Below are 22,676 nucleotides of genomic sequence, written 5' to 3' on the forward strand. Positions count from 1 at the left end.
CTAAGGGGTTCCTCTCGTCGCGGCCGGGTGCGAGTGCCCCAGCGCGTCATAACTGGTGGCGACGAGGTGCCCGCGCACCTCGTCGCGGGGGTGGTCACGCAGGGCGAGCGCGGCGACAGCGAGCGCGCCCAGTGCCCCCACGACCCGGGTTGCCCGGCCGAGGTCGGGATGGTTCGGGTCGTGGGGGTGCTGGACGTCGATGCCGAACGCCGCGAGCAGCACCTGGCCGACCTCGTCGAGCAGGGCGGACTCGCCGGTCTCGGTCATCCGGCTGAACGCGCTGAGGACGAGCGCGATCAGGCCGGGGTGAGCGAGCGCCACATCGGCGAGGGCTTCCAGCACCACCCGGTCCCGGCCGGGGCCGAGCGGCTGCCCCTCGACCCGGGCACCGATCTCCCGGAGCACCCCGGTGCAGCGGCCGGAGACCGCCTCCCAGAGGGCTTCCTTGCTGGGAAAACGGTGCAGCAGGCCGGTCTTGGAGTAGCCCGCCGCGTCCGCGATCCGCTGCACGGAGGTTTCCTTGAAGCCGTGCCGGGCAAACAGAGCAGCGGCCTGGTCAACGATCTCGTCGTCGATCTCCTGCTTCGTGGGGCGGCGCATGCGGACCAATGTAGTCCAGCACGGACCAGACCGGTCCAGGAATGAGCGTAACGCTCCTCACGTTCCCGCCAGGGACGAAGATCAGGCTGCGGCGCCGGCCCGGCGCTTCTGGGCGTACATGGCGTGGTCGGCCTGGGAGGTCAGGAGCTGGACGTCGTCGCCCGCGTTGCCCACCGCCCAGCCCACGCTCGCGCCCACCCGGTAGAGACCGGAGACGCCCTTGATCGGCTCACCGATCGCGTCGCGCAGTCGTGTCGCGGTCTCGGCGATGGTCTGCGTCAGATCCGGGCCGCTGAGCACGGCCACGAACTCGTCGCCGCCGGTCCGCGCGATGACGTCGCTCTCGCGCAGATGGCCGCGCAGCCGCTCGGCTACCACCACCAGCACCTCGTCGCCGGCCTCGTGCCCCGCCTCGTCGTTGACCTTCTTGAAGCCGTCGAGATCGATGACGAGGACACCCACCTGACCGAGCTGCCCGTCGAGCCGGTCCGCGCGCGCCTTCAACAGGGAACGGTTGGCGAGGCCGGTCAGGGAGTCGTGGGTGGCGGCGTACTCCGCCTCGGCCTGGCTGCGCTCCAGCGCCGAGTGCAGGCGGGCGTGCTGGATCGCGATGGCGGCGTGCTCGGCGAACAGCGCGAGGATCTCCTGCTGCTCGGCGCCGGGGCGGAGCAGACCCTCGGGCAGGTCGACGCTGAGGACGCCCAGCCACTCCCCCGACGGCGACTGCAGCGGCGCGAACAGGCAGTCCATCGGGTGCCACGCCCCGGGAACCTCGGTGACCTCGATGTCCGGCGTCCAGATGTAGAGGCTCTCCGGGACACCGATCCGATGGTCGACGAAGTAGAGCGTGCCCCACCGCTCCGAGATGCGGAACAGCTCCCGCCAGCTCTCGGCCGACCCGCGGCTGCCCAGCAACTCGCTCCTCAGGTCGTCGCTGCCCGCCACCGCGACCGTCAGATAGTCACCGTTGGGCTCGGCCAGGTTGACCGCGGCCAGCCCGAAGCCGGCCACCTCGACCACCCCGTTGGCGACGGCCTCGAGCGTCGCGGTGAGGTCGAGACTGGCGTGCACCCGCTTGGTAACGGCGTGCAGGGCCCGCAGAGCCTGCAGCTGGGTATCGGCGCCCAAGATCCAGGCTCCTTCCGCGCATCGCTGATCAACTGACCGTAGTGCATCCCCTCACGAGTAGTGGAATCCGCCGATCGGCGTCGTTCACCGCAATCTGAGATCTTTGCCCGCCCCTGCCATGGCGGCTGCGCCCGCAACGGCCACCGTCTCGGCGAGCGAGTCGTGCAGCGTCAGCTCCGGACGGGCCAGACCCAGCTGCACGCGTACGTCCAGACGTCGCGGATAGTCCCGATCGGCACCCACCACCAGGGGCGCACCGCGGGTCGCGTGCACACCGAGCTCATACAGCGTAATCGGTTGGACGCTGCCACCGCCCGCGAACCAGAACAGCACCACGTCGGCGCGGTGCAACTGCTCGTGCTCCCAGGTGATCTGCTCGACGGCGACGCGTTCGTCGTCCTCGTACACGGGACGGCGTGGGTTGAGAACGGTCAGACCGTTGTGCCCGGCGAGCATCGCGGCGGCCCGCGCCTGCCAGTCCGGGCAGCCCGTGATGCCTCCGGCGAGGAACAGGCTCGGCCCCGGGCCGGTGAACGGCTCGGGCGCGTGCACGTGTCGCATCGCGGCACCCTACCGTCACGCAACTGTCATGTGGCCGCGGACGCACCGCCATCTGGGACGTAGATCATGGTGGCCGGGTGGCGCTCCGCCAAGTGCCGTCCCGATGGCTACGCGCGGGTGTCCGGTTCGGACGCCCGCGCGTTGTCGTCTCCAGCCCTTTCAGGTCGCGGAAGTACGCAACTGCGTACCGGACAGGCGGCCCCCCGCAGCGGAGAATGCGCGGGTGGTCAGCGGATACATCGAGCCCGGGAACGTCGTGGCCTTCCTGCAGTGGCTCAGCCTCTACATCGACCATCCCCATGACGACCTGGATCAGGTCGCGCTGGCGGGCGCTCTCAAGCCGACGGACAGCGACGACCCGGCCGCCTGGTTCGAATATCCCCTCGCGGGAACCCCCGACCTGCTGGTACGCATGGCACGCGAGGTCGGCTCCGTCGGCGTGCACGTCGAAGTCGTCGGCGAGATCGACCCCGTTCTGACCGCCCGTATCGAGACCCTCATGGATGTGTACTGGTGACACTGCTCGCCCACGACGTAACCGGCGAAGGCACCCCGGTCCTGCTGCTGCACTCGACCGCCTGCGACCGCCGGATGTGGGATCCGCAAATTCCGGCATTGACCACCGCGGGTCACCGGGTGATCCGGTGCGACCTGCGCGGCTACGGCGACAGCGCCGTGCCGGACGAGTCCTGGAGCGACGCGCAGGACGTCGTGGATCTCCTCGACCACCTCGGCGAGGCGCGTACGGCGCTGGTCGGGGCATCCGGCGGCGGGCGGGTCGCGCTCGAGGTCGCCGCACGCTGGCCCGGCCGGATCACCGCGCTCGCCCTGCTGTGCACCGCGCTGGCCGGCCACGAGCCGAGCCCGGTGCTCGCTGCCTTCGGTGACGAGGAGGACGCGCTGCTCGAGGCCGGTGACGCGGCGGCCGCCACCGAGCTCAACGTCGCGCTGTGGCTCGGCCCCGACGCCACCGACGACGTCCGCGACAAGGTCAGGCAGATGCAGCGGCACAGCTTCGACGTGCAGCTCGCCGCCCGCCAGGACGTCGGACCGGTCCGCGCGGAGATCGACCTCGCGACGATCACCGCGCCCGCGCTGGTGGTCTCCGGCGCCTTCGACGTGCCCGACTTCCGCGAGATCGCCGCCACGGTGGCGAGCGCGCTCAAGACCGAGCACGTCGAGCTAGAGACCGGTCACCTGCCGAGCCTCGAGGCCCCCGAGCCGGTCAACGCCCTGCTCACCGGGTTCATCCAGGTCGCGTAGCCAGTCCAGGGCCTCGTCGCGCTCGTCGAAGAGCGGGAAGAGACCGTGCACCTGCATGGTGTGCAGCACGGTGATCACGAAACGGGACGGGGCGGCCAGGCAGACCAGGCCGCCCCGGCGCCGGGCGTTGCGGTGCGCGCGCACCAGCAGACCCAGGACGGTGTCGTCGAGGGTGTGCACACCGGCCAGGTCGACCACGACATGCGGTCTGCTCGCCACGGCGGCGGCCAGCGCCGCCCGCAGCTCGTCGGGCTCGCAGGCGTGCACACGCACGACGGCGGCGACGGGGTGTTCCTCCAGCTCGACGGCGCTCATCGGGCTTCCTCCACCTCCAGGACATGGTCGACACGGGCCAGCCCGAGCATCCTGCGCACCCGGTCGACCGGCCCGCGCAGGGTGAGCCGGCCGTCCGTACGCATCATGTCGCGGTGCAACTGCAGCAGCACGACGATGGCCGCGGCGTCGATCCGGGGGCTGCGGCGCAGGTCCACGACGAGCCGGGCCGGGCGCAGCGCCGCCGCCTCGGCCAGCCGGGAACGCCAGCGCTCGACGGCCGCACCGTCCAGCGCCTCGGTGACCACGACGGTCGTCTCCTGCACCGTGTGTTCCGCTCGCACCCGGCAAGAGTCCCTCCGGTGTGTGGCGGAGGCCACGCGCGCGTATGACGGTTCCGTGACAAAGGTGCCACGGACCCGCACGAAATTCGCCGCCGGCACTCCCGCCCGGCAACACTGAGTCCATGTCAGCAGTACTCGTGATCGAGGACGACGACCGGATCCGGCTCTCGCTGGTGCTCGCGCTGGAGGACGAGGGCTACGCGGCCACCGGCGCGCCGACCGCCGAGGAGGGCCTGGCCGCGCAGCGGGACCACCCCGCCGACACGGTCCTGGTCGACCTCATGCTGCCCGGCATCGACGGTTTCGAGTGCATCCGGCAGCTGCGCCGCTCGGATGACGTACCCATCGTGGTGATCAGTGCCCGCGACGACACCCACGACATCGTCGCCGCCCTCGAGGCCGGCGCCGACGACTACCTGGTCAAGCCGGTCGCGGTGAAGGAGCTGACGGCCCGGCTGCGGGCGTTGCGCCGCCGCGCCCGGGTCGCCATCGCCGACGAGGTGCCCGTGCTGCGCTTCGGTGACCTGGAGATCTCCCCCGAGGCCGGCGAGGTGCGGCTGCACGGCGAACAGGTCCCGGTCACCCGCACCGAGTTCCAGCTCCTGTGTGAACTCGCCGAGCACCCGGGCCGCGTCCTGTCCCGCCAGCAACTCCTGCAACGGGTCTGGGGCTACGACGGCGGCGACGAACGCCTGGTCGACGTGCACGTGGGCCGCCTGCGGCAGAAGATCGAGGACAGCGCGGGGACACCCCGGCGGCTGGTCACGGTCCGCGGGCTCGGCTACAAGCTGCAAAAATGAGAAGAGCCGGGCTTCGCGTACGCGTCATCGCGGGTTTCGCCGCCGGCGCGCTCGCGCTGTCCGCGACCATGGCGCTGGTGTCGTTCCAGGTCGTGCGGCAGAGCCTGCTGAGCGAGCGGGAACGCACCGCCGTCCGCGCCGCCTACTACGACGCCGCGATCGTGCGTTCCGGTCTCGGCACCCAGAGCGACCCGGATGTCGGGGCGGTCCTGCGCACCCTCGACACCGGCGAGAACAGGCGAGCGGTCCTGCAACGCCGCGGCGACTGGTATTCCCGCCAGGCCGACACCGGCGTCACCGAGGCGATCCCCGTCAGCCTGCAACAGGCCGCTGCCGAAGGCACCCCCTCGGTCCAGCGGGTACGCGCCGACGGCCGCCCCACCCTCGTCGTCGCCGTACCCCTGTCCCGCACCGAGGTCTTCTACGAGGTCGACTCCCTGCAGGAACTCGAACACACCCTCGGCGTCCTGACAGCGGTGCTCACCGCCGTCGCGATCAGCACGGCGGCCCTCGGCGCACTGCTCGGCTGGTACGCGAGCCGTTACGTCCTGCGCCCGCTGACCCGCGTGGCGGACGCCGCCCAGGAGATCGCCGGCGGCGCCTCCAAGTATCGCCTCGACCCGGCCACCGAACCCGACCTGGCCCGCATCACCACCTCGTTCAACCACATGGTCGACGAGCTGTCCGCCCGCCTCGAACGCGACCGCCGCTTCGCCGCCGACGTCAGCCACGAACTACGCTCCCCCTTGCAGACCCTCGCCGCGGCGGCAAGCGTCCTGGAACGCCGTCGTGACCAGCTCGACGAACGCACCGCCATGGCCGCCGGCCTGGTCAGCGACGAGATCGCCCGCTTCCAGCAACTCGTCAACGACCTGCTCGAACTGTCCCGCGGCGACCGCCCGGCCACCCGCCGCCCGGTCGACATGCCCGAACTCGCCCAGCAGATCTGCCGCGACCGCAAAGTGAGCACGGACATCGTCACCTCCGCCGGCTCAGCCACCTGGTCGGTGGACCGCAGCCGGGTCGGGCAGCTCCTCGGCAACCTGCTCGACAACGCGCAGGCGTACGGCGGCGGGGCTGTGGCCGTACGCCTCGCACTGGAAGGAGAATCGGGACGCATCGAGGTGGACGATGAAGGCCCCGGCGTGAGCCCGGACGACAAGCCACTGATCTTCGACCGTTTCGTACGCGGCCGCTCGGCGAGCGCCCGCGCGGACACCGCCGGCACCGGCCTCGGGCTCGCACTGGTCGCCCAGCACGCCGCTGCCCACGGCGGCACGGTCACCGTCCTGGACCGGCCGGGCGGCGGTGCCCGCTTCCGCGTCGACCTGCCCGGATGTGTCTCATGAGGCGGGTGCTGGTGGTTCTGCTCGCCCTCACGCTGGCCGGGTGCGGGGTGCCGCTGGACTCCTCGCCCCGCTCGATCGAAACCCCGGGCCGCATCGACGCCTCCGGCAACCCGGTCCCGGACGAGGCAGGATCGGCGGTGCTGCGGCTCTATCTCGTACGCGACGGCCGCCTGGTCCGCGTCCCCCGCAGAGTCACCACCGTCCTCGGCCCCCGCCAGCAACTCGCCATCCTCCTGGCCGGCCCCACCGCCGAGGAAAGCGCCGACGGCCTGACCAGCGCCCTCACCACCATGACCGTCACCGACGTCGACCTCCTCGACCGCCGCGCCACCATCACCATCGGCGACCGCCCCGACCAACTCGTCCGCAGCGACGAAGTCCTCGCCTTCGGCCAGATCGTCTGCACCCTCACCAGCCAAACCGAAGTCGGCACGGTCTCCTTCATCTCCGGCGGCGAACCCCTACGAGTCCCCCGAGCCGACGGCTCCCTCGCCGACGGCGCCCTCACCATCGCCGACTACAACGGCCTCCTCGACTGACGGGCGCGTGATTGGCTCCAGCCTTCTCACGCATCCAGGATCCGAGGGTTCACCGGCACAGCAGGCTGCTGCTCCGGTGGCGGGAGAGGCTTCCGCTCGGTGGCCGGATCCCACCACCGCCCCTGGTACCCGTAGTAAATTCCGGTGGCCCAGTCGGTCGGCTCGTCGTGGTAGATGAGGCTGTCACCGACGATCAACACCCGGGGAACATCGTCGCCCGGGGTCGCGGGTTCCGACCATTGCCGGTTGACCCGCGCCACCGCCTCGGCCCGGGAGATGCCGAAGGCGCGGACCATCTCGTCGGCCACCTCGTCGCAGAAGTCCCGGGCTTCGTCGTCGCCCGCACAGGGAAACGTGGTCATCTCGCCCCGGGGCCCTTCTTGGCGCAGGCCGACTTGACGAACGATTCGCGGGAGATGACGTCGGCCTTCTTGTAGTCGATCGGCGCGAGGACCTGGCCCTCCCCGATCCGGGCGAGGTCGTCGGCGGTGAAGGTGACCATGGGGGCCGCCGTGCCCTCCGGGCCTCCCTCCGAGGCGTTGAGCGTGTAGTGGAGGCCGGGCTCGAACGACGTGAGCGCCCGCGCCCGCATGCCGGTCACCCCCGGTGAGCCGGTCTCGTCCCGGGAGGTGACCCGCAGTCCGGCCCGGTCCGCGCCGAGCAGCTCGACCACGACGTCGTCAGCCGGTGCGGCCGTGGTGACCGTGGCCGCCCAGTAGACAAACTCGTTGTCCGCGGAGTGGTTGTTGTCATCCTCGAAGACGGAAAGATCGAACTCGGATCGTCCACACAGGGCGACCACAGCACCCGCCTTGCCACCGACCACCGCCAAGGCCCCGTACTGCACCGGATCCGGCCCCAGGTAACAGCCGCTCACCAACGCACCCGCCAGCAACGAGACGCCCGGAAGAACAAACACCCGCTTGATATCCCCCATCCCCGAATCCTGTGCGGGCGGCGTCACAGCGGCGTCACAGGCAGGCATCCGTTCAGGCTGTGTGTAACCCGGATTTCTGGCCGGGCTTGTCGTCGCGGGGGGTGATCGGGGTGCCGGCCGTCGCGGACGAGGAGTTCTACTACACCGACGCGCTGGAGATCGTCGGCGTGGTCCGGGAGCTCACCGCCGAGTTCCTGGGGGAGCCAGCTATGACCGGCTGCTGAGCCGTATCCGACAGGCGAGCGGGTCCTCGTCCAGCGGATCGGGCTAGGACAGCAGGTTCAGGTAGCGGCCGCGTGCGCGTTATACGGGGCAGAGGCCGAGCTCGGCGCCCTCGGCGCACCCGGGGAATGGGCCTGAGGAGAAAGGCGCAGCCGTGCTGGAGAAGATCGCCGCGGAGACGCGGGCGGGGCGGGACGCCACGCTGGGCAGTATCTTGCGGCTAACTGCTGACGAGATCGAACCGGGCGGGTGCGGAGGCCGTATCCAGGGATGATTTCATCCAAAAGAAATACCCGGGGTGTCAGAATCAGGGCGTCGCGGGGCGGAACGACGCTGCGGGGCCCGGTGATGAAATAGGGTTGGGCCCGGATACCGCCGTGGGCGCAGGAGGCAGACGCGTGTTTCAGGATCGAGCCAGCCGCCGTCAGGTCGAGGCTCGAGACGGACGTGTCCTGGAGTTCGCGGTGACCGGGCATCCGCAGGGGTCGCCGGTGTTTCTGCTGCACGGGACGCCGGGGAGCCGGCTCGGGCCGAAGCCGCGCAGCAGTGTGCTCTATCGGCTCGGGGTGACGCTGATCAGTTATGACCGGCCGGGGTACGGCGGGTCGACGCGGCATCCGAAGCGGGCGGTGGCCGACGCGGCGGAGGATATCGAGACCATTGCTGATTCGCTCGGGCTGCGGCAGTTCGCCGTGGTGGGGCGGTCGGGGGGCGGGCCGCACGCGCTGGCTGCCGCCGCGTTGTGCCGGGGGCGGGTGAGCCGGACCGCGGTGCTGGTCGGGATCGCGCCGTCGGATGCGAGCGGGCTCGACTGGCTCAGTGGGATGACCGACGGGAACGTCCGGGAGTACGAGACCGCTGACAACGACTGGTCGAAGCATGTCGAGCGGTTGCGGTTGCAGGCCGATCGGGCCCGGCGGGATCCGGAGAGCATGGTTGACGTGCTGCGGACGCAGATGACCGACCCGGATCTCAAGGTCGTCGATGACATCGTGATCCGGCGGCTGCTGGCCGAGACCTATGTGGAGGCGTTGCGGGAGGGGCCGTTCGGCTGGATCGACGACGTTTCCGCGTTCCGGTCGAGCTGGGGGTTCCGGTTGGAGGACGTGCGCGGTGAGGTGCTGTTGTGGCACGGCGCCGACGACAACTTCTCGCCGGTCAGCCATGCGCGGTGGCTCGCCGGGCAGATTCCCGGTGCGCAGATCCAGATCCAGGCCTCCACCGCGCATTTCGGAGCGGTGGAGGTGCTCCCCGAGATCTTGACGTGGCTGGTCGCCGAGCGCCCGGTGCCGGTCAGAACGGGTGCGGGTCCAGCATCCGGTGCAGGTATCGCCGTTCCTTGAGGGCTGTCACCGCCGGGTGGTGATCGCCCAGCGCCCGGGACAGCCGCTCCCCCGCGTCCGAGCCGTCGCCCGAGCGCATCAGGGCCCGGTTGGCGGCGCAGCGCAGCGTGTCGGGGTGGTCCGGGCCGAGCACCTCGAGATGCTTCTCCATCGCGGCGTCGATGATCCGCAGACCTTCGCGGGCCTCGCCGGTCTCGGCGTGCAGGATCGCCAGGTTCAGCTCGGCGGCCAGGACGTAAGGGTGGTCCGCCCCGAGCACCGCGCGCAGCTCCCCGGCGGCGTGCCCCGCGTAGTCCTTCGCCGTGGCCAGGTCGCCCGCCGCCCGTGACGCCGCGGCGAGGTTGTTCACGCAGGCCAGGGTGTGCGGGTGCCGCTGGCCGAGGCTGGCACCGTACGCGAGCCGGACCTCTTCCAGCTCGCTGGTGGCACTGGCCGTCTCCCCGATCGCGAGCAGGCTGACCGCGCGGCTGAGCCGGCACGCGAGGGTGTCCGGGTTGCTGGGCCCGACGACCTCGTTGAGCTGCTCATACGCCTCTTCGAGCAGCTGCGCGGCCCGGTCGGGGCGTCCGGCGCTGCCCACCGAGACGGCGAGGTTGGCGCGGGCGCTGAGCGTGCGGTGCGACCCGGAGCCGTAGACGCTCTCGTGCCGGCGGGCGACGATCTCCAGCAGCTCGACGGAGTTGCGGTACTCGCCGGCTTCGCGCAGGTCCCGGCCGAGGTTCGTGCCGGTGCCCAGGGTGTTCGGGTGGGCCGGGCCGACGGCGTCCTTGCGGCGGTCCCAGAGCTCCTGGTCGTGCTTGCGGGCGCTGCGGAAATCGCCGGCGAGCCGCTGCGTGGTGGCGAGGTTGTTCAGCGCGGACTGCGTACGCGCATAGTCCTCCCCGAAGTGCTCCACCCAGGATGCGTACGTCTGCTCGTCGCGCTGCAGCGCCTCGGTGTAGCGGCCGAGGGCGCGCAGGTCGGCGCCGAGACCACCGGCGGTCATCAGGGTGTGCGGGTGATGCGGGCCGAGCAGCTCCAGCTGCGCGTCGAGGACCTGCTCGTCCAGCGCGCGGGCGTCCTCGAAGTGCGCCATCTGCCGCATGATGTTCGCGACGTTGAACCGCAGGTGCAGGACCTGGCGGTGCAGCGCGGTCGCGGTGGCGGGCTCCAGGCCCGCGGCCAGCATGGCGCTCCAGCGCCGGTCGATCTGCTCGCCGAGCAGGCGCCCCTCCTTGAGCCCGCCGGTGAGCCAGATGTAGCGGATCCGGTCGATCATCAGCTGGCGGACGGCCTCGTCCTTGCACGAGTCGGCGTTGGACAGCTCGAGGTGCGGCCACAGCATCCGGAACCGCGCCCACGAGCGGGGGTCGTCGATCTCGTAGCGGGGCCGCAGCCCGGCGAGGACGAGGTGGATCTGGTGGCGGGTGTCCTCGAGCTCCTGCGGGCTCATCCGGCTGCGCAGCACGTGCTGCAGCAGCCGGTGCACCTGGATCTGGTTGCGGGCGACGTCGAGCTTGAGCAGGGCCAGGCGGTTGATGTGCTGCACCAGCGAGCCGCGGTAGGCGCGTTCGGAGACCAGCGGGTCGTAGGAGCTCAGCGCCGCGGCGAGCTCGTCGCTGTAGATCAGGTCGAGGGAGATCTCCGGCGCGAGCACGGAGCAGAGTTGCAGCAGCCGGTACGCCGCCTCGGACCGTTTGCGCAGCAGCCCCAGCGACAGCTCCCACACCTCGTCCACGGCACCGCCGGGGCCCTGCTGCTCGACGTGGCTCAGGTATTCGCCGACCTGTTCGCCGGTCTCCGCGAGCCAGGCCCCGGCGGCGGCGACCGCGATGGGCAGGTCACCGAGGATCTCCGCGATCCGGTCGGCCTGGTCGAGCTTGATGCCCGGCACCCGCTGGCGCAGGTGGGTGATGCTCTCCCGGCGCTGGAACACGTCGATCTGCACCGTCTGCGCGCGGTCACCCCACTGGTTGTTGCGGGAGGTGATCACGACGTGGCCGGGGCCGCGCGGTACGAACTTCAGGACCGACTCGACGTCCTCGGCGTTGTCGAAGATCAGCAGCCAGCGGGCCGACGGGTCGCCGTGCTCCAGCGCGTTGACCACGGCTTTCGCGGCGTCCAGGACGCTGGTCTGTGGCAGCAGGAGGTTGAGCCGGGCGCCCAGCTCGGCCAGCGCGACGTCGATGAACATCACCTGCTCCGCGTCGATCCACCAGACCACGTCGTAGGCGTTCTTGTAGCGATGGGCGTACTCCAGAGCGACCTGGGTCTTGCCGATGCCGCCCATGCCCTGCAACGCCACCGGCATCGGCCCGGACAGCACCACCGGGTTGCCGCCGCGCAGCCGGGAACGCAGCTCGCGCAGGTCCTTCTCGCGGCCGGTGAACCGCGCGTTGCGGGCCAGCGGGTTGAACACGAGCGCCGCCTCGCCGGGGAACCGGACCCCGGCCGAGTCGACGTCGGCCGGGGCGAGGGGCGGGCGTCCCACCAGCTTGAGCAGGCGTTCCACCGCGACGTCCCGGGTGGTGCCGCTGAGGAACGCGGACGAGCCGATCGGGAACGCCGGCACCCTCGGGACGTCCTCGACGTAGACGGCGAGCGGCGGTCGCGGATCGCTGCGGTCGCGGGGCACCACCCCGGCCTGCTCCCCGGCGTTGGCGTGCGAGACGACGGTCAGGCTGCGCCCGGACCCGGCCCCGGCGGCGCCCGGCTCGTGCACCTGGATCCCGGTCGCGGCGAGCAGCCCGCCGATCCACTCCGCCCAGACCTGGTCCTCCGGGGCGTGGTGCAGCGTCACCTCCTCCTCGACGAAGGAGAGCTGGCGCAGGAAACGCGCCACTGTGCGCGTACGCAGAGATTCGTCCATGGCCGGCAGCGATCCCACCTCGCCGTCGGTGATGTGCCGGGTGAGCATCTCGTAGGCCGCGAGCAGTGACATGTACTGACCGGGCCGGTCACCGAACGTCGCGAGGGTCTCCTCGTAGGCGTAGAACGGCCGGTAGGGCACCTCGACCGCGTTCCAGTAACGGTCGCGGTCGCCGGCCGTCATCCCGGTCGGCATGCCGGGGAAACGCTGCATGGCGAAGGCCCGCCCGGCGTCGGCCTTGTCCTTCTCCGCCGGGTCGACCCGCATCGGCACCGGCAGGATGCGTACGCTGCGCGGCGACCTGCGTTTCGCGATCGCGGCGGCGACCCGGGCCGCACCCTCGATGCCCTGCTCGCTGAACGTGAAACAGTCGACGAGCACGTCCGGGAGCTGGATCGTGCAGATGTCGGCCACGTCGCTGAGCCCGGTGCGGCTGTCGATCAGCGTGTAGTCGTAGTTCGCCTTCATGTCCTCGCGCAACGCGTCGAGGAACGCGCCCCCGCCGAGGCGTTCGTAGAAGTCGTCCCAGTTCATGCCGGTGAGGTTGGCTGCGTAGTTCTGGTTCTGCCGACCGGCGGACAGGAAGTCGAGCTGGCCCTCGCCGGGGAATTCCGTCCAGTCGAGCGAGAACGCGTACTTGCTGACCCGGGCGAGCTCCTGGTGCCAGCCCTCGCGCAGATCCTCGGCGCGGGTGGTCTGCCACTCGTACGAGCGGATCATGTCGATGACGCCGCTGGTGGTCTCGATCGCCTCGGTGTCGAGGAACGGCTGGAAGAAGCGGTGCAGCCCGGGTGACTCGAGGTCCCAGTCGGCGACGAGGACGCGTTTGCCGTTCGCGGCGAGGATCCAGGCGACGTTGGCCAGCGCCATGGTCCGGCCGGTGCCCCCCTTGAACGAGTAGAACGTCACCACTTTGCCGTGCCGGTGCTCAGACATCGGTGCCCTTCCCGGGTGCCGGCGGCGGGTCGCCGTCGCCGAGCCGCGGACGGGGGGACCCGCCCGGAACGTGAACGGATTCGCGGCGGAGATACTGCCGGCGTGCCTCGCTCACCGCGGACGGCATCATGTCGGCCAGTTCCTCCACTTCGAATGCCTGATGTACGCGGTGAGCGCCGAGCGCCGTCAGCCGGGTCACCGCCCGTCCGGCGGCCTCGGCCCCACCCTGGGGATAACGCGGCTCATGACGGTCGGTCACCACCACCGTCGTCACCCAGGGGTGCAGGTGGCCCCGCAGTTCACCGAGAGCGTCGTCGCGGTCGACCGCCCGAGGGTCCACGAGGATCACCGCGGGAGAGTTGTCCACGGCTTTCAGGTCCGGGGGACGGTCGATGATCCGGGTCGGCAGCCCGAGACGTTCGGCGACGTTCGCGACGTACTCCGCGACCGGCGGGTCCTGCGCCGCGCCGAACGGCCGCCAGCCGGACCGTTCGCCGACGCCGCCGGGCCGCTCCGCGATCACGCCGACCACGAACGGGGTCTCGTTGGTCATCTGGTCGGGCAGGGCGATCTCGTTCAGCGGCGTCACCTCGCCCGGGGGCAGCTCGCTGCGCTCGGTTACCTCCACGATCCGGTGGGCGAGCCGGTTGAGGACCCTGCGGTACTGCTCCCGGTAGGACGCCAGCATGCACAGGGCACGCAGGCCGTTCTCGGCGTACTCGGGGATGCCGGCGCCGAGCGTCAGGGCGGCGTTCAGCTCCGGGATCTTGTCCCAGGACGGCAGCGGGATCCACAGCACCGGCACGACGTGCGCGCGGGCCCGGTCGGGGCGGTCCGCGAAGGCCCGCGCGATCCGGTCGAGGAACGTGGCACGCTCGCGCAGCGGCCACGACTTGTTGAAGTAGCCCGGCGAGTAGAGCGGGACGAACACCTCCGCCCGGCCCAGGCTGTCGGTGAGCATGGCCTTCCAGTCGGCGCCGGGCTCCACGAGGTAGTCGACGAACCCGACGCGGCCCGGGTCGGTGGACAGCAGCCTCGCGACCTCCTGGGACAGGTCGTTGAAGCAGCGGCGTACCCAATAATCGGTATCGGTGTCCCGGCGGCCCGCGTCGGTGAGCGGCGCCGAGTGCGCGTAACTCAGGAAGAAGCTCATGGCATCCCCTCGCTGAAGCTCTGACGCAGGCCAGCGATGCCCTCCGGCACGCCCGGCTCGACCCAGTACAGGCTGTGGATCCGCTGGATGTGCATCGCCAGCTTCCAGACGATCGCCTCGTAGATCTCGGTCTGCCCGGTCCGCAGCAGCCCGAACAGCCCGTCGGTCAGATACCGGGCGGTGTAGTCCTCGTCGGGCAGCCCGGTCGGCCGGAAGATGTTCACGTCGGCGGTCACCCCCGGCAGCATCTCGTGGAACGGTGTCCAGAGCACGGGCACGATCGCGCTCTCGATCCCCGGCGCCGCCGCGGCCCGGGGCAGCACCTTGCGGCGCGCGAACACGTCCCACTCCAGTGGACACCAGTTGCTCTGGAAGAGATAGGGCCGCGACAGCAGGCAGACGAGCACCTGGCACGTTCCCGCTCCGTGCAGCACCGCCTTCTGCCAGTGCTCCCCACCGCCGTGGCCGAGGTCGAGGTATCCCGGATCCTGCCCGGCCGGCGACCCGACGAGCTCGTTGACGTTCGCGGTGAGCTCGTCGAAGAACCGCATCACGTACCTGTTCGGCTCGCGCGGCGCCGACACCGCACGGGCCCGGTCGGGACGCGCATAACTCAGGAAGAACACGGGGGCACCGGGATCGTCGATGATCGCTGCGGCCACTTGCCGTCCCCCTCTTGGAGCTTCCGACTATCAGTCAACCACCGCACTGCAAAGTGGACGGCCGCCCGCACCGGCAGGACGGTGACGGTAGTGCATCCGAGGGGCCCGCTCCACGCCCCGCCCGTCGCCTCGAACGCCCTGCCGAGCGCGAGAAAGTCGCTGTCGTCATGGTCCACACCGAGGAAGTCCCGGGTGATCCGCCGCCCGTGGTGCTCGACGAAACAGCGGTACCGTTTCCGCGGCATCCGGGGCACCCTGCACTCGGCCAGGTGCAGCGCGGTGCAACTCGACCAGTCACACCCGATCAGCAGGGCATGACCACCGTCGCGGTACAGCGCCCCGAGCGGCGAGCGCTCCCCCAGATGCGACTCCAGATCGTGCACCGCCATCAGGTCCGCGGCCCGCGGCCCCACCGCCGCGAACGAGGTCTGCGGGTGGCCGCTGCGGACCGCCCCGGGCAGCTGACGTACGTACTCCGCGAACCCCCCGCACCCGGACGACGGCATCGCCGGCGAGAACCCCGGCATCGCCGCCTCATACTCCCGGATCTCCCGCTCATCCATCCCCGCAACCGCCCGCCGATAGGCCGGACTGGTAACCGAGTTGTGCGCCGTCTGCGCCGGCACCATGATCGTCGCCCCCGGCCCGGCCGCCTCCCGCAACCCCGCCAGCAGCAACGCCTTGTCCACCCCCAACCGGCTCAACGACACATGCACAAGCAGATCACTCCCTATGGGTACGCCCGCAGCGCGCAACTGACCGGCCACCGCCCCCGCTGCCACGGCGGACACCGCGTCATCGCCACGGGTCCCGCCGGGCGCCGCATCATCGCCACGCGTCACGCCGGGCGTCGGGCTTCGGCCGGGAGTCGCACCGGGCGTCGGGTGATCGCTGCGGGTCACTTCGGCCAGCGGGCGATCGTGGCGGCGATGCCGTCGACGAAGCGGCGGCCCCTCTCGGTGAGCGCTGTCCCGTTGCGCAGTGCGTCGGCCGCGTGGAGGGTCCAGTCGCGGTACATCGTGTAGTACCCGGCCGCTCCCGGGGCCGACCGCAGGGCCCGGCGGCGCCAGATGTCGGCGACGGCGAGGTGGGCGTACGTTCCCTGCAACGCCAGCTCGGCCGGCCGTGCGTCCGGTCGCCACCCCACCGTCACCGGATCGGCCGAGTCCGGGTCGACCAGGTCGTAGAGGTCCAGCACCGCCCCGAGCTTCGCGTGCTGGAACTCGTGCACCAGCATCACGGCCAGCGCGGCGGGATCGTCCGTCGCCGCGATGCCCAGCGCGCCGAAAGCCTGCTGCGACGTCGCGCTGCGTAACGTCCCGTCAGCGGCCGCCACGAGCGGGGTCACCACGGTCACCAGCTCGCCCAAGCCGGCTAACTGCTCCGGCGCATCGAGGCTCAGCTCGCGCCAGGCCGCCGTCAGGCTCGTGGCCCACGCCTCGGCGTCGCCGTCGGTGAGCGGCCCGGTCGCCGGCCATTCGTGACAGTCCCGGTAGGGGTCGGCGTCCTCGAGCCGCAGCACCCGCCCGTCCACCTCGACCGTCCGAACCGGCGCAAACCCGGAACCGACGACGACCCCTCCGACTCCCGCAACCCCGGGGGGCGTCTGAGCAGACGTCCCAGCAAGCGTCTCAGCAGGCGTTCCGGCGGCGAGTGGACCGGTGGCGGTCAGGGCGCGGGAGGTGATCATGACGTTGGCGGGGGTGGGCGCGGTGAGCGTACCTATGGAAGGGAGGTGGATCTGGCCGTTGCGGGGTGTGACCTCGACCTGGGCGTCGGTGCCGGCAGCGATCACCACCGCCGCCACGACGTCCGCGAGCCGGGCGGTGTCGTGCCCGTCGCGCAGGCACTGGACCGCCCAGGTGCGGACGAAGGGGTGGGTCACCACGGCCCGTACCGCTGCCGGCGACTGCTTGTCGAGGTCGGCGAGCAGCGGCCACGCCCGGGCTGCTGTCTCGTCGGCGTGCCCGGCGACGGCCACCAGGAGCGCCCGGGTGATCGACTCCTGCGCGGCTGTCAGGTAGGCGATGGCCAGGGGGCCGCCGCCACCGGACGCGAGCTCGTCGAAGACCCAGTCGGGCAGGACCGGGAGGCCGTTGCCAACGGGCTGAGGCGCGCTGTCCATGGATGTGATGAGCCCCTTCAGATCGGCGCAGTAGACCGACGGGTTGTCGAATCCGGAGCCGGTGCGGTAGCGGTGGGCGTACAGTCCGCCTCCGCACCGGGCGACCACCGGACAGGCGCGACAGGTCGCGCTGAGCCCGGCCAGTCCGGACTGCCGGTGACGCATCGCGGGCAGGTCGAGCAGCTCGTCGGCGGAGGTGGTCACCACGTCGCGACCCGTGCCCGCCGCGCCGTGGAAGGCGACCTTCATCGAGTCCGGCTGCTCCCAGGTGCCGTCCGTCTCGATCACCGCCACGATGCCCCGGTCGACGCCGACGGCCTCGGTCTCGCTCCGGCCGCCCCGCGCGATCGTGTGCAGCGCGTCGAAGGAGCGGATCGGCACCGGGCGGCCGTCGGCGAGCCAGCGGTCGTGCACGCGCAGGAGCCAGTCGGCGTACGGCGTGGTGCCCGGCTGCGCGTACGGCGGGGGCTCGTCCCAGGTCGCGTGGGGCAGCAGCAGGTCGACGTGCGGTGGCTCCTGCGCGAGCAGCGCCTCGTAGACCGCGATCGGGTCGTTGCGGACGTCGATCGTGCAGAGCAGGCCCGCGTACAACTCCCGGAATCTCGGTTTGCGCAGCAACGCCAGCCCGCGCAGCGTCTCGGGGTGACTGCCCCCGCCGTGCCGGTAGCGCCGGTGCCGGTCGTTGGCCTCCCGATCGCCGTCGAGCGAGACGCCGACCTTGACCCCGAACTCGAGCAGCAGCTCGCCGATCTCGTCGGTCAGCAGGATGCCGTTGGTCTGCATCCGCCAGTCGATCCACGCGACCGGCGCGATCGCCGCGTCGAGCACGGTCAGCGTCTCGCGCAGCCGTGGCGCGCCCATCAGCAGGGGCTCACCGCCGTGCAGCACGATGCCGACCGCGCCGAGGCTGTGCTCCGCCGCGTGCTCGGCTATCCGGGCGGCCGCGTGTCGCACCGTCCCCGGCGCCATGAACGCGGGCTTGTCGCGCCAGGTCTGGTCCGCGAGCTCGTACACGTAGCAGTGATCACACGCCAGGTTGCACAGGCCGTGCACCTTGAGAACGAACTGGCGCAGGGGCGTCCCGGGGCGCGGATGCGTCCTAGATGAAGGACTGGAAGGCGGAGACGTCACGGGACCGCTGATCACGCGCAGGGACCCGCAGGATCCGGTCGACGATCGGCGCGGCGACCGGTGCCGCCCGGCGCTCGAGCGGAACGCTCACCGCCGGTGGGCGGGTGGTGGGCTCTTCCACGGTGGACTGCTCCATGGCGCTGATTCTCCCTGGATCGGATGCCTGCACGGACGCCCCTCCGATCGGGATGGGGCGGACCATCCCACCATAGACAGTTCTCTACTCGAAGTCATCCAAAGCTGACGGAACGTGAATCGTTTGCCGGGCCTGTCAGGCGGGCGTCCATCCACCCAGGATCCGGCCGATCCTGCGGACCGCTTCCAGCAGGCGATCGGGCGGCTGTGCCGCATACCCGAGGACGAGACCCGGCGGCCCCGGTCGCTGCCGATGCCAGGACAACGGCTGCACGCGTACGCCCAGAGCCCCGATCCGCGCCGCCAGCTCCGCATCGTCCGCGTCCCCCGGCAGCGTCACCAGCACGTGCAGCCCGGCCGCCACCCCCTCGACCCGCGCCGCCGGCACATGCTCGCGCAACGCGGCCACCAGCGCGTCGCGGTGCCGCCGCTGACGCCGCCGGACCGTGCGCAGGTGCCGGTCGTGTTCCCCGGTGGCCAGCAGCCGGGCGAGCACGAGCTGGGCCAGCGCCGGGTTCCCCAGGTCACTGCCGTGCTTGGCGGCAACCAGATCGGCCTGCAACTCCCGCGGCGCGATCAGCCACCCGAGCCGCATCCCGGGTGCCAGCGACTTGGAGACGCTCCCGCAGTACGCCACCCGGTCCGGCGCGGACGCCTGCAACGCGGCGACGGGCGGCCGGTCGTAGCGGTGCTCGGCGTCGTAGTCGTCCTCGACGATCAGCCCGGACCACTCCAGCAGGGCGAGCCGCCGCCGAGGACTGAGCACCACCCCGGTCGGGAACTGGTGAGCCGGAGTGAGCAGCACCGCGCGCAGCTCCGTCGCGGCCAGCTCGGCGACCCGCAGCCCGTGCCCGTCCACAGGCACGGCGACCGGCTGCACACCCCAGTGAACGAGCTGGTCACGGGCACCGCGCGAGCCCGGGTCCTCCATCCCCCACGCGTCGATGCCCCGCGCGCACAGGACCCGGCAGAGCAGCGCGAGCGCCTGGGCGACGCCGCTCACCACGAGGATGTCGTCGGCGGTGGCCCGTACGCCACGGTGCCGGCCCAGCCAGGTCGCCAGCTCGGCACGCAGCCGCGGATTACCCCGCGGATCGCCGTAGCCCAGATCGGCACCCGTGGTCTCACCGAGCACGGCCCGCTCCGCCCGCAGCCACGCGGCGCGCGGGAACGCCGACAGATCCGGCAGCCCGGGTGACAGGTCGAGCTCCAGCCCCCGCACGGGCGGCAACGGCAACCGCAGCCCCGGCGGCTCGGCCCGCTCCGGCCGATGCCAGGCGTGCGACGCCGGCGCGGTCACCCGGGTCCCCGCCCCCGTACGCCCGCTGAGCAGCCCCTCATCGGTCAGCCGCTGATACGCCTCGACAACCACACCCCGCGAGAACCCGAGCTCCTGCGCGAGCACCCGGGTGGCGGGCAACCGTGAACCGTCGGCGAGCCGCCCGTCGGCGATCGCGGCGCGCAGGGCCTCCACGAGCCACGCGGTGCGGTCCCGGGCAGGTGGGACGCCCAGGAAGTCCATTTGGCCCTCCCGCTCGGCTCGGGATTGGTCCTTCCGGAAGGACCATAACCCCGCCGAGCATCGGTGAGGTGTCCCGCCTCATTCCGTACCTGACCGCAGCCACCGGCATGGCCTTCGTCGGCGGCTCCGTCGCGATCTCCGGCTCCCTGGCCGACGCCCCCCAATTCACGGTCCAGGCCTTGCGCTACGCGGTCGCCTGCCTGCTTCTCTACGGGTACGCCCGGAGCCGCCGGATCCCCGTCCTCCGCCCCCGCGGCCGCGACTGGTTCTGGCTCACCGGCATCGCAGCAACCGGCATGGTCCTGTTCAACCTGGCCCTCGTCGAGGGCGCCGGCCACGCCGAACCCGCCGTACTCGGGGTAGCCGTGGCCTGCGTACCACCCCTGCTCGCCGTCGCCGGCCCCGCGCTCGAGGGCCGCCCGGTGAGCCGCACCGTCCTGCTCGCGGCAGCCGTCGTGACCGCCGGCGCCGCCCTGGTCCAGGGCTTCGGCCGAGCCGACGCCACCGGCCTCGCCTGGGCAGTCGTCACCTTCGCCTGCGAGGCCGCCTTCACCCTCCTCGCCGTCCCGGTCCTGACCCGGCACGGCGCCGTCGGCGTCTCCCTGCACACCACCTGGCTGGCCGCCCTCATCCTGACCGCGCTCAGCCTGACCGTCGAAGGCCCCGGCGCTGTATCGCGGCTGACCGGCAACGACCTCCTGGCCGGCGCCTACCTGGCGGTCATGGTCACCGCCGTCGCCTTCGTCCTCTGGTACAGCAGCGTCCGCAGCCTCGGCGCCGGCCAGACAGGCCTGCTCACCGGCGTAGCCCCGGTCGCCGCGGCCCTGGCCGGGACCGCCCTCGGCGACCCTCTCCCCCGCCTGCTCGTCTGGGCCGGAATCGCCACGGTCACGGCCGGACTGGCCCTCGGCATCTCCCGCCCCCGCGCCATATAGTCAACAACTTCGATGTCCCCGTTGCCGCTGCTGCCCGACGAAGGTAGGTATCCCGTTGCGTCCCCTCACGGCCCGGCTCGTCACCGCTGTCATCCTCAGCGCGACCGCCGCCCTCGCAGTCCCCCAGCCCGCGACGGCCGGCGCTTCGTGCTTCGACCGGACAGCCCCCACCACGTACGAGGAGAGCCGCATCGAAACACCCGCCCTCCCCGGCGGCACCCGCGTCCCGTACGAACTCGTGTCGCTGGGCGGCTTCACGGCGTACCCCCGCAAGCTCTCGACTGCTCTCTGCCGTGCCCCCTCGATCGCGGCCGCGCACCGGATCCTGCAACGCCAGGGCGCTGCCCTCTGGCGCACCGCGGTAGCCCGAGCCCAGGGCCGGATCACCATGGGCACCATCGACCGTTACGACGACCGCCCGCTCTACTGGACCCGCCTGATGGGCACCCGCGACATCCGCCAATGGAACCCCCGCTTCCCCCTCACGCAAACCACCCGCGAAGCCCTGCTCAGAACCTACGAGTACGCAGCCCGCGGCATCACCTCCACCACCTTCGGCCCCGGCGTGAAGAAGATCCTCATCAGCGGCTTCGACCCGTACCAGCTCAACGGCGAGATCCGCCGCTCGAACCCCTCAGGAGCCTCGGCCCTGCAACTGGACGGCCTCACCTATAGCTCGCAAGGCCACCCCATCCGCATCCAGTCCGTCGTCCTCCCGGTCACCTGGAGCGCCTTCAACACCGGCATCGTCGAGGACGCCTTCGGCCCCCACCTCACCCACGACGCCCCCGAACGCGCCGACCTCATCATGACCATCAGCCAGGGCAACCGAGGCCTCATGAACATCGAACAATGGGCCGGCGCCTGGCGAGGCGGCTCCCCCGACAACAACAACGAAGGCACCCCCGAACTCATCCCCCCGGCCCCCCACTGGCCCCAACCCACCCCCACCCCCGAATTCATCGAAACCACCCTCCCCCACCAGTCCATGATCGACGCCGCCACCACCCCCTGGCCCACAGCCCTCAACCCCCGAACCTGCACCTGGCCCGACGCTGACCGCCCCACCGGCCCCATCACCTGCCAAACCACCGCCCCCACCCCCACCTCCCAAGCCCAATCCGGCGGCGGCGGCAACTACCTCTCCAACGAAAGCATGTACCGCACCAACCGCCTCCGCCTCCAACTGGGCGCCACCGACATCCCCGGCGGCCACCTCCACATCTCAGCCCTGATCTACCCCACAGACCCCCTGACCCTGATCGACACCCCCTTCACCCAGGACCGAACAGCCACCATCACCCAAACCATCACCCTGGTAAAAGCCGCCGGCGCCACCGCCTAACCATCCCCTATCCAATTCTCAACACACAGAAAACCCACGAGCCAGCGCCCAAAATCACCACCGAAACCCGCCTGGAACACCCACACCAATCGCACCAAACCTCCCGCAGTATCGCCCCTCATACCCTCCAAGAAATCAAAGCAAAACGAACAAGCACGAACTTTCGAAAGCCCCAATCGTCAACTCAGAAGCCCGCCACGAATAATGGCGGCAACAATGATGCCGCACAGGCAAGGACGTCCCACAAACCGCACCCCAGCCCCTAATCTCGCATAACGAACCACAATTCAGCCGCCGAACGAGGTGGCCCGCGCGTCCTCGGTCTGGCCGCCTGAACGCCCCCAGACCCCGCCCGCCCAGACCCCGCCCACCCAGACCCGGACCCTGACTGCCCCAACACCAGCCCCGCTCCCGCAACAGAATCCGGCCCTCGCCCCGACTCCAAAAGCGGCTGAGGCCGCGGCTCCAGTTCCCGCTCCGGCGCCAGTTCCCGGTCCGGGTCCGGGTCCGAGTCCAGGTCCGAGT

The 22,676-nt window shown here is 71.2% G+C and carries 22 protein-coding genes; 8 read left to right on the plus strand and 14 right to left on the minus strand.

Annotated elements, in window-relative coordinates:
• The 3 genes from Aco04nite_RS33810 to Aco04nite_RS33820 all read right to left on the minus strand — a co-directional run bounded on the left by Aco04nite_RS33810 (position 1) and on the right by Aco04nite_RS33820 (position 2,289).
• Positions 1-600, minus strand: coding sequence for a TetR/AcrR family transcriptional regulator (locus tag Aco04nite_RS33810; RefSeq protein ID WP_213001300.1), 600 nt, complete (start codon positions 598-600; stop codon positions 1-3).
• Positions 601-681: 81 nt separating this feature from the next.
• Complete coding sequence (locus Aco04nite_RS49200; protein ID WP_244876480.1) at positions 682-1,728, minus strand: diguanylate cyclase domain-containing protein; 1,047 nt, start codon at positions 1,726-1,728, stop codon at positions 682-684.
• 84 nt (positions 1,729-1,812) lie between these two features.
• Complete coding sequence (locus Aco04nite_RS33820) at positions 1,813-2,289, minus strand: nucleoside 2-deoxyribosyltransferase domain-containing protein (protein WP_213001301.1); 477 nt, start codon at positions 2,287-2,289, stop codon at positions 1,813-1,815.
• 223 nt (positions 2,290-2,512) lie between these two features.
• Between Aco04nite_RS33820 and Aco04nite_RS33825 the strand changes: the two genes are divergently transcribed.
• Together Aco04nite_RS33825 and Aco04nite_RS33830 are read left to right on the plus strand one after the other, a co-directional pair.
• Entirely contained in the window at positions 2,513-2,806 is a 294-nt protein-coding gene (locus Aco04nite_RS33825; RefSeq protein ID WP_203836182.1) for a hypothetical protein, read from the plus strand.
• Positions 2,803-3,552 carry an alpha/beta fold hydrolase gene (locus Aco04nite_RS33830; protein ID WP_213001302.1) on the plus strand — a complete coding sequence of 250 codons (750 nt, stop codon included), beginning with the start codon at positions 2,803-2,805 and terminating at the stop codon, positions 3,550-3,552. Before Aco04nite_RS33825 ends, Aco04nite_RS33830 begins: the two co-directional genes overlap by 4 nt.
• Here the strand turns inward: Aco04nite_RS33830 and Aco04nite_RS33835 are convergent.
• Positions 3,472-3,867, minus strand: coding sequence for an STAS domain-containing protein (locus Aco04nite_RS33835; RefSeq protein WP_213001303.1), 396 nt, complete (start codon positions 3,865-3,867; stop codon positions 3,472-3,474). The genes Aco04nite_RS33830 and Aco04nite_RS33835 overlap by 81 nt on opposite strands.
• The gene (locus Aco04nite_RS33840) at positions 3,864-4,169 is read right to left on the minus strand and encodes an STAS domain-containing protein (protein ID WP_213001304.1); all 306 of its coding nucleotides are present in this window, start codon (positions 4,167-4,169) and stop codon (positions 3,864-3,866) included. The genes Aco04nite_RS33835 and Aco04nite_RS33840 overlap by 4 nt, the downstream gene beginning before the upstream one ends.
• Positions 4,170-4,291: 122 nt before the next feature.
• On the opposite strand from Aco04nite_RS33840, the gene Aco04nite_RS33845 reads away from it, so the two are divergent.
• Genes Aco04nite_RS33845 through Aco04nite_RS33855 form a run of 3 tightly spaced genes read left to right on the plus strand, consistent with a single transcriptional unit; the run spans position 4,292 to position 6,857 of the window.
• A complete protein-coding gene (locus Aco04nite_RS33845; protein ID WP_213001305.1) occupies positions 4,292-4,969 on the plus strand; it encodes a response regulator transcription factor in 678 nt (225 codons plus the stop codon).
• Positions 4,966-6,318, plus strand: coding sequence for a sensor histidine kinase (locus Aco04nite_RS33850; protein WP_213001306.1), 1,353 nt, complete (start codon positions 4,966-4,968; stop codon positions 6,316-6,318). The genes Aco04nite_RS33845 and Aco04nite_RS33850 overlap by 4 nt, the downstream gene beginning before the upstream one ends.
• Positions 6,315-6,857 (plus strand): GerMN domain-containing protein, encoded by a 543-nt coding sequence (locus Aco04nite_RS33855; RefSeq protein ID WP_280519401.1) that lies wholly within the window; start codon positions 6,315-6,317, stop codon positions 6,855-6,857. The genes Aco04nite_RS33850 and Aco04nite_RS33855 overlap by 4 nt, the downstream gene beginning before the upstream one ends.
• 26 nt (positions 6,858-6,883) lie before the next feature.
• Here the strand turns inward: Aco04nite_RS33855 and Aco04nite_RS33860 are convergent, their stop codons facing one another.
• Together Aco04nite_RS33860 and Aco04nite_RS33865 are read right to left on the minus strand one after the other, a co-directional pair.
• Complete coding sequence (locus Aco04nite_RS33860; RefSeq protein ID WP_213001308.1) at positions 6,884-7,219, minus strand: hypothetical protein; 336 nt, start codon at positions 7,217-7,219, stop codon at positions 6,884-6,886.
• Complete coding sequence (locus tag Aco04nite_RS33865) at positions 7,216-7,794, minus strand: hypothetical protein (protein ID WP_213001309.1); 579 nt, start codon at positions 7,792-7,794, stop codon at positions 7,216-7,218. The genes Aco04nite_RS33860 and Aco04nite_RS33865 overlap by 4 nt, the downstream gene beginning before the upstream one ends.
• Positions 7,795-8,414: 620 nt before the next feature.
• Between Aco04nite_RS33865 and Aco04nite_RS33870 the strand changes: the two genes are divergently transcribed.
• Positions 8,415-9,359, plus strand: a complete 945-nt coding sequence (locus Aco04nite_RS33870; RefSeq protein WP_213001310.1) for an alpha/beta fold hydrolase — start codon at positions 8,415-8,417, stop codon at positions 9,357-9,359.
• Here Aco04nite_RS33870 and fxsT read toward each other — a convergent pair.
• From fxsT to pdxR, 7 genes are all read right to left on the minus strand, one after another.
• Entirely contained in the window at positions 9,310-13,143 is a 3,834-nt protein-coding gene (gene fxsT, locus Aco04nite_RS33875) for an FxSxx-COOH system tetratricopeptide repeat protein (RefSeq protein ID WP_213001311.1), read from the minus strand. The genes Aco04nite_RS33870 and fxsT overlap by 50 nt on opposite strands.
• Positions 13,136-14,296 (minus strand): TIR-like protein FxsC, encoded by a 1,161-nt coding sequence (locus tag Aco04nite_RS33880; RefSeq protein WP_213001312.1) that lies wholly within the window; start codon positions 14,294-14,296, stop codon positions 13,136-13,138. Before Aco04nite_RS33880 ends, fxsT begins: the two co-directional genes overlap by 8 nt.
• Positions 14,293-14,958, minus strand: coding sequence for a TIR-like protein FxsC (locus Aco04nite_RS33885; protein WP_213001313.1), 666 nt, complete (start codon positions 14,956-14,958; stop codon positions 14,293-14,295). Before Aco04nite_RS33885 ends, Aco04nite_RS33880 begins: the two co-directional genes overlap by 4 nt.
• Entirely contained in the window at positions 14,910-15,749 is an 840-nt protein-coding gene (locus Aco04nite_RS33890) for an AAC(3) family N-acetyltransferase (RefSeq protein WP_213001314.1), read from the minus strand. Before Aco04nite_RS33890 ends, Aco04nite_RS33885 begins: the two co-directional genes overlap by 49 nt.
• A 107-nt stretch (positions 15,750-15,856) precedes the next feature.
• On the minus strand, positions 15,857-18,229 hold the full coding sequence (locus Aco04nite_RS33895; protein WP_308161710.1) for an FxsB family cyclophane-forming radical SAM/SPASM peptide maturase: 2,373 nt from the start codon (positions 18,227-18,229) through the stop codon (positions 15,857-15,859).
• Positions 18,183-18,350, minus strand: coding sequence for a hypothetical protein (locus tag Aco04nite_RS33900; protein WP_203836168.1), 168 nt, complete (start codon positions 18,348-18,350; stop codon positions 18,183-18,185). Before Aco04nite_RS33900 ends, Aco04nite_RS33895 begins: the two co-directional genes overlap by 47 nt.
• A gap of 135 nt (positions 18,351-18,485) precedes the next feature.
• Positions 18,486-19,871 (minus strand): MocR-like pyridoxine biosynthesis transcription factor PdxR, encoded by a 1,386-nt coding sequence (pdxR, locus tag Aco04nite_RS33905; RefSeq protein ID WP_213001315.1) that lies wholly within the window; start codon positions 19,869-19,871, stop codon positions 18,486-18,488.
• A 68-nt stretch (positions 19,872-19,939) separates the two neighbouring features.
• Here pdxR and Aco04nite_RS33910 point away from each other — a divergent pair, with 68 nt between their 5' ends.
• Complete coding sequence (locus tag Aco04nite_RS33910; RefSeq protein WP_213001316.1) at positions 19,940-20,806, plus strand: DMT family transporter; 867 nt, start codon at positions 19,940-19,942, stop codon at positions 20,804-20,806.
• A gap of 55 nt (positions 20,807-20,861) precedes the next feature.
• Positions 20,862-22,151: a PA0049 family protein gene (locus tag Aco04nite_RS33915; protein ID WP_213001317.1), complete on the plus strand. Its 1,290-nt coding sequence runs from the start codon at positions 20,862-20,864 to the stop codon at positions 22,149-22,151.
• Positions 22,152-22,676 lie beyond the last annotated feature (525 nt).

The sequence above is a fragment of the Winogradskya consettensis genome, assembly GCF_018332715.1.
GTDB classification, from domain to species: Bacteria; Actinomycetota; Actinomycetes; order Mycobacteriales; family Micromonosporaceae; genus Actinoplanes; species Actinoplanes consettensis.

Excerpts from the sequence above, each read along its gene's own strand:
- Aco04nite_RS33810 (WP_213001300.1), bottom strand. The coding sequence starts at position 600 with ATGCGCCGCCCCACGAAGCAGGAGATCGACGACGAGATCGTTGACCAG.
- Aco04nite_RS33820 (WP_213001301.1), bottom strand. The coding sequence starts at position 2,289 with ATGCGACACGTGCACGCGCCCGAGCCGTTCACCGGCCCGGGGCCGAGC.
- Aco04nite_RS33835 (WP_213001303.1), bottom strand. The coding sequence starts at position 3,867 with ATGAGCGCCGTCGAGCTGGAGGAACACCCCGTCGCCGCCGTCGTGCGT.
- Aco04nite_RS33845 (WP_213001305.1), top strand. The coding sequence starts at position 4,292 with ATGTCAGCAGTACTCGTGATCGAGGACGACGACCGGATCCGGCTCTCG.
- Aco04nite_RS33850 (WP_213001306.1), top strand. The coding sequence starts at position 4,966 with ATGAGAAGAGCCGGGCTTCGCGTACGCGTCATCGCGGGTTTCGCCGCC.
- Aco04nite_RS33855 (WP_280519401.1), top strand. The coding sequence starts at position 6,315 with ATGAGGCGGGTGCTGGTGGTTCTGCTCGCCCTCACGCTGGCCGGGTGC.
- Aco04nite_RS33860 (WP_213001308.1), bottom strand. The coding sequence starts at position 7,219 with ATGACCACGTTTCCCTGTGCGGGCGACGACGAAGCCCGGGACTTCTGC.
- Aco04nite_RS33865 (WP_213001309.1), bottom strand. The coding sequence starts at position 7,794 with ATGGGGGATATCAAGCGGGTGTTTGTTCTTCCGGGCGTCTCGTTGCTG.
- fxsT (WP_213001311.1), bottom strand. The coding sequence starts at position 13,143 with ATGTCTGAGCACCGGCACGGCAAAGTGGTGACGTTCTACTCGTTCAAG.
- Aco04nite_RS33880 (WP_213001312.1), bottom strand. The coding sequence starts at position 14,296 with ATGAGCTTCTTCCTGAGTTACGCGCACTCGGCGCCGCTCACCGACGCG.
- Aco04nite_RS33900 (WP_203836168.1), bottom strand. The coding sequence starts at position 18,350 with ATGGAGCAGTCCACCGTGGAAGAGCCCACCACCCGCCCACCGGCGGTG.
- pdxR (WP_213001315.1), bottom strand. The coding sequence starts at position 19,871 with ATGGACTTCCTGGGCGTCCCACCTGCCCGGGACCGCACCGCGTGGCTC.